Origin of the sequence: Candidatus Sodalis sp. SoCistrobi (genome assembly GCF_900143145.1) — a bacterium.
In the GTDB taxonomy this organism is placed as follows: domain Bacteria; phylum Pseudomonadota; class Gammaproteobacteria; order Enterobacterales; family Enterobacteriaceae; genus SoCistrobi.
This window is the reverse complement of record NZ_FRDB01000269.1, coordinates 1-3443: the sequence shown is the minus strand read 5'-3', so window position 1 is coordinate 3443 and position 3443 is coordinate 1. Positions and strand designations below refer to the sequence as shown.

Here is a 3443-nt window from a genome sequence, read left to right as displayed (position 1 = left end):
GTACAAAACGGAGGTTATCCACCGCGGGAGCTGGAAAAACCGGACGGAAGTGGAGTTGGCCACGCTGGACTGGGTGGACTGGGTGGACTGGGTGGACTGGGTGGACTGGGTGGACTGGGTGGACTGGGTGGACTGGGTGGACTGGGTGGACTGGTACAACAACAGAAGGCTGCTCGGGCGGCTGGGTTACATCCCTCCTACTGAAGCCGAAATGAACTATTACGCTTTGCAATTAGCATCAGAGGAAGCGGCGTAGTATTGCCAAAATTACTCTCTAATAAACTCGGGGTTATTCAATATGCGCCTGTGGGTCACCCACAGTCAGTTTATTGTGGAACATATTAACGCCATGACCACGCTGGCGCGCGATCACTATATGCTGCCCGCTACGCTGGCGGCCGATTATCTGGCCTCCTGCGAGGTGGCGCTGCAAAGCTGTCAGCAACGGCTGGAATATGACGGCCCGAGCACCGAAAACCCGGGAATTTTCAACACCGACGGCCCCCAGGATCAGGCGGTGACGCTAATGGAACGCCATTTGCGGCGCATTTTATTCCATCTGGGCGTGATGCACACTATTTCGTCGGTGGCCTGGCCGCAGCGGCCGCAGCACGGGCTTTGGCTTGCGCGACACGCCGCCGGACTAGAGCCGTGACAGGAGAAGCCTTCGACGGCAGTATTGCCGGTAACGCGCCGACAAGCCTGCCGTCCGCCCGTCAAGCCGAGCGGGTGACCTGCGCTACGGCTTTCTCAAAGCGCGCCAGCCCCTCGGCGATATCATCAAACTCCACCACCAACGAGGGGGCAAAGCGAATCACATCGGGGCCGGCGTTGAGGATCATGACCCCTTCCAGCGCGGCGGCATGCAGGAAATCCCGTGCCCGTCCCTGATAGCCCGGCGCCAGCTCCGCGCCCAATAGCAGCCCCATGCCGCGCACTTGGGTGAAAACATGATGCTTGGCGTTAATGTCATGCAAAGCCTCAATGAAACGCGCATGACGCTCATTGATACCGGCCAACACCTCAGGGGAGTTAATGACGTCCAGTGCGGCTTCCGCCACCGCACAGGCCAGCGGGTTACCGCCGTAAGTCGTGCCGTGGGTGCCGACCGCCATGACTGAAGCAATGTCTTCGGTGGTCAACATTGCGCTAATGGGGAACCCGCCGCCCAACGCTTTGGCGGTGGTCAGAATATCCGGCTGCACGCCGTAATGCATATAGGTGAACAATTTGCCGCTGCGGCCCATGCCGCATTGCACTTCATCCATCACCAGCAGCGCCTGATGCTTATCGCATAATTCCCGCACGCCCTGCAAAAACGCCGGCGTTGCCGGGGTAATGCCCCCTTCCCCCTGTATCGGCTCAAGCACGATAGCGCAGGTGTGATCGTCAATGACGGCTTTCACCGCGTCGAGATCGTTAAACGGCACATGGACGATATCCGCCGGTTTCGGCCCAAACCCGTCCGAATACTTGGGCTGTCCTCCCACCGACACGGTAAACAGCGTGCGGCCATGGAAGGCATTATGAAACGCAATGATTTTGGTCTTATACGGACTGTGGCGGGTAATGGCGTAATGGCGCGCCAGCTTGAACGCCGCCTCGTTCGCCTCGCCGCCGGAATTAGCGAAAAACACGCGGTCGGCAAAGGTGGCATCAATGAGCTTACGCGCCAGACGCAGCGCTGGTTCGTTCGTAAAAACGTTGCTGGTATGCCATAACGTTTCCCCCTGGGTTTTCAACGCCGCCACCAGCGCCGGATGACAGTGCCCCAGCGCGGTGACCGCGATGCCGCCGGAGAAATCGACATATTCTTTGCCCTGCTGATCCCAAACCCGGCTGCCGGCGCCTTTCACCGGAATAAACTGTGCGGGTGCATAAACCGGCAAAATGACCTGATCGAACGTTTCCCGAGTGACTGCGGCATCGTCTGTTTTCATAAGGCATTTACTCTGTCTAAGATGTTGTAAGAAGTGAAATATAGTCATATAATATGAATAAAAAGTCACACTCAAGTCAAGCGCTATTGCCGTTAAAAACAAATAGACCGCCGTCAACGGTTGAGGAAATTCGCCAGAAAAGAATGACCTTGTTCACTCATGATGCTTTCAGGATGAAACTGTACACCTTCCAACGGCAAGGAACGATGGCGGATGGCCATAATTTCATCCTGCTCCCCTTCGCGCTGGCTCCAGGCGGTCACCGCCAGACAGGCCGGTACGCTGGCGGCATCGATGATTAGCGAGTGGTAACGTGTCACCGTCAGCGGCTGCGCCAGGCCGGCAAACACGCCTTGACCATCGTGACGGATTACGGAGGTTTTGCCGTGCATGACCCGGCGTGCGCGCACAATACGCGCGCCGAACGCCTGCCCGATAGCCTGATGCCCCAGACAGACCCCCAGGATCGGCAGTTTGCCGGCGAAATGGCGAATAGCGGCGAGGGAGATCCCCGCCTCGTCCGGGTTGCCCGGACCGGGAGAGATGACCAGTCGCGCCGGCGCCAGCCGCTCGATATCCGCAAGATCGAGACTGTCATGGCGACGCACCATCACCTGCGCCCCCAGTTCACAGAAATACTGATAAAGATTCCAGGTGAATGAGTCGTAATTATCGATTATCAGCAATCCGTTCATAGTCCTCCTTAAATGATAACCTCGTGCGCCTCTGCCGCCACGCCTCGCGCCCCGGCCAACGCCAAACTCCAATTAGCAGCGAGTGTAAGACAACGGCGGCGACGTGACTACGAACATTGCCGCAAATGTGCGGCAAGAAGAGCCCCTGGCAGGGTATCGCGTACAGTGGGGTCACCGAATATCGGCGGCTGAACCGCCCCGCGTTGCTGTTACCCGCCGGCGCTATACGCCGGCACAGGCTGAGATGCAACCCGCGATTGGACGTCGGGCAATACGGGGGGTTCAGGGGTTCAGGGGTTCAGGGGTTCAGGGGTTCAGGGGTTCAGGGGTTCAGGAGGATAGCGCACCAGCTGGCGGCGTGAATGCCGCGCGAGCGGCGGTGTCGCCGGGTGAGCCGGCCACCGGGTGGTCAGAAGGTCAACTCGGGGTGCAGATACCCCGCAGCCACCGATATCGCCAACAGCACCAGACGCCGCACGGCCGGTAAGACCGTTTTCAGTCCGGTTCGCTCACCGCCAGCCGGAATAATGCGGCCAGCGGCGCCGGATCGCCAAACGCCCCGGCCTCGTTGGCATTTAGCCAATCCTGCCGGTTGATGGGATGCCAGTGAATATCATAGCCGGCATGGATAATCAGCTGTTCAAAGAAAATCCGCTGCGCCCGTCCATTCCCCTCTCTAAAGGCATAGGTATCTACACATCAGGGAGGAGGCTTAAGAGCAACTCTCGCTAAATGAGTAAGTTCTTCCAGACTATATTCCGATAATAATTTTAGTGTATTCAACAAGATGGATAGGCCAGCGAGCAGA

3 protein-coding genes and 2 pseudogenes are annotated in these 3443 nt (G+C 58.1%); 3 read left to right on the top strand and 2 right to left on the bottom strand.

Features of this window, described 5'->3' with window-relative positions; genetic code table 11:
* Together CINSTRO3249_RS14190 and CINSTRO3249_RS14185 are read left to right on the top strand one after the other, a co-directional pair.
* Window positions 1-256 (top strand): annotated as a pseudogene (locus tag CINSTRO3249_RS14190) (hypothetical protein); the annotation flags it as partial.
* A gap of 33 nt (window positions 257-289) precedes the next feature.
* Window positions 290-655 (top strand): annotated as a pseudogene (locus CINSTRO3249_RS14185) (hypothetical protein); the annotation flags it as partial.
* A 61-nt stretch (window positions 656-716) separates the two neighbouring features.
* Here the strand turns inward: CINSTRO3249_RS14185 and CINSTRO3249_RS14180 are convergent.
* On the bottom strand, window positions 717-1940 hold the full coding sequence (locus tag CINSTRO3249_RS14180; RefSeq protein ID WP_074013738.1) for a bifunctional acetylornithine/succinyldiaminopimelate transaminase: 1224 nt from the start codon (window positions 1938-1940) through the stop codon (window positions 717-719).
* A gap of 113 nt (window positions 1941-2053) precedes the next feature.
* Window positions 2054-2635, bottom strand: coding sequence for an aminodeoxychorismate synthase component II (locus CINSTRO3249_RS14175; RefSeq protein WP_074013737.1), 582 nt, complete (start codon window positions 2633-2635; stop codon window positions 2054-2056).
* Between the two features lie 600 nt (window positions 2636-3235).
* Here CINSTRO3249_RS14175 and CINSTRO3249_RS17905 point away from each other — a divergent pair.
* Window positions 3236-3367: a hypothetical protein gene (locus CINSTRO3249_RS17905; protein WP_256381676.1), complete on the top strand. Its 132-nt coding sequence runs from the start codon at window positions 3236-3238 to the stop codon at window positions 3365-3367.
* Window positions 3368-3443 lie beyond the last annotated feature (76 nt).

Bases quoted from the DNA above. Each gene is read 5' to 3' on its own strand.
- CINSTRO3249_RS14180 (WP_074013738.1), bottom strand. From the start codon at position 1,940: ATGAAAACAGACGATGCCGCAGTCACTCGGGAAACGTTCGATCAGGTC.
- CINSTRO3249_RS14175 (WP_074013737.1), bottom strand. From the start codon at position 2,635: ATGAACGGATTGCTGATAATCGATAATTACGACTCATTCACCTGGAAT.
- CINSTRO3249_RS17905 (WP_256381676.1), top strand. From the start codon at position 3,236: ATGCCAGTGAATATCATAGCCGGCATGGATAATCAGCTGTTCAAAGAA.